At 35.3% G+C, this 1,009-nt stretch carries 1 protein-coding gene; it reads right to left on the bottom strand.

Features of this window, described 5'->3' with window-relative positions:
- The coding region (locus DUT69_RS19105) for an ABC-F family ATP-binding cassette domain-containing protein (protein ID WP_162796369.1) at window positions 1-993 on the bottom strand (993 nt) is incomplete at its 3' end.
- Window positions 994-1,009 lie beyond the last annotated feature (16 nt).

Genomic DNA, 1,009 nt, shown 5'->3' with positions numbered 1-1,009 from the left:
ATCAATAATAAGTTGCTCTTGAAATTGCTGATGGATATGATCTAGTTCAAGGATTTTATTTCCTTGTCTAGACATCTTTACATTTAATGTTACTTTTTGATGTTCGGATCTTTGCTTTGTTTTTTCATCCAAATCGTAAAATGCATCTATTCTCGCCTGTGACTTTGTAGTTCTTGCTTGTGGCATTCTACGCATCCACTCCAACTCTTTTTTTAATAAATTCTTGTTTTTTTGAAACGTTGCGTCATCTTGTGCTTCGCGTTCAGCTTTCTTTTCTAAAAAATAGGCATAGTTTCCGTTGTAAGTAAAAGTTTTTCCTCTATCTAATTCAACAATCGTATTGCAAACATTATCTAAAAAGTACCTATCATGGGTTACTAATAATAAAGTTTTAGCGCCTGTAGTTAGCAATTTTTCCAGCCACTCAATGGTATCAATATCCAAGTGGTTAGTAGGCTCATCTAAAACGTATATTGCCGGATCTTCAATTAATAATTTAGCTAATGCCAGTCGTTTTCGCTGACCACCTGATAAAGTATCTATTTTTTGCTGCAGTTGGTTAATGCCCATTCTGCTTAAAATAGTTTTAATCTGATGCTCATATTCCCAAGCATTATGCTCACTCAATTCTTCATATAAGCTATTGAGCTTCTTTTCATCAGGGTGTTCTTGTTCAATTAATTCTTCATATTCTTTTATCAGCTGTTGTTGTTTGTTTTCAGAAGAAAATATGAAGTCGCTAATGGTAGAATTATCGGGGAAACTTGGTTCTTGATCTAAAAATCCAATTTTAACAGACTTGTTCTTCACGATCTTACCCTCTAACGGAGCAAACCGTTCAGCCAATAGTTTCATCAAGGTGCTTTTTCCTGCTCCATTTACGCCAACTAAGGCTACACGCTGGCCGGCATTAATCCCTAATGTTAAATTTTTAAATAGCCATTCGTCATGATAGGCGTGGCCAAGCCCTTCTGCTGCAATTAATGTACTCAAGTTATGTTATACGATT

The organism is Pedobacter namyangjuensis, from assembly GCF_003313325.1.
GTDB classification, from domain to species: domain Bacteria; phylum Bacteroidota; class Bacteroidia; order Sphingobacteriales; family Sphingobacteriaceae; genus Pedobacter; species Pedobacter namyangjuensis.
This window is presented reverse-complemented; position numbering and strand designations above follow the sequence as displayed.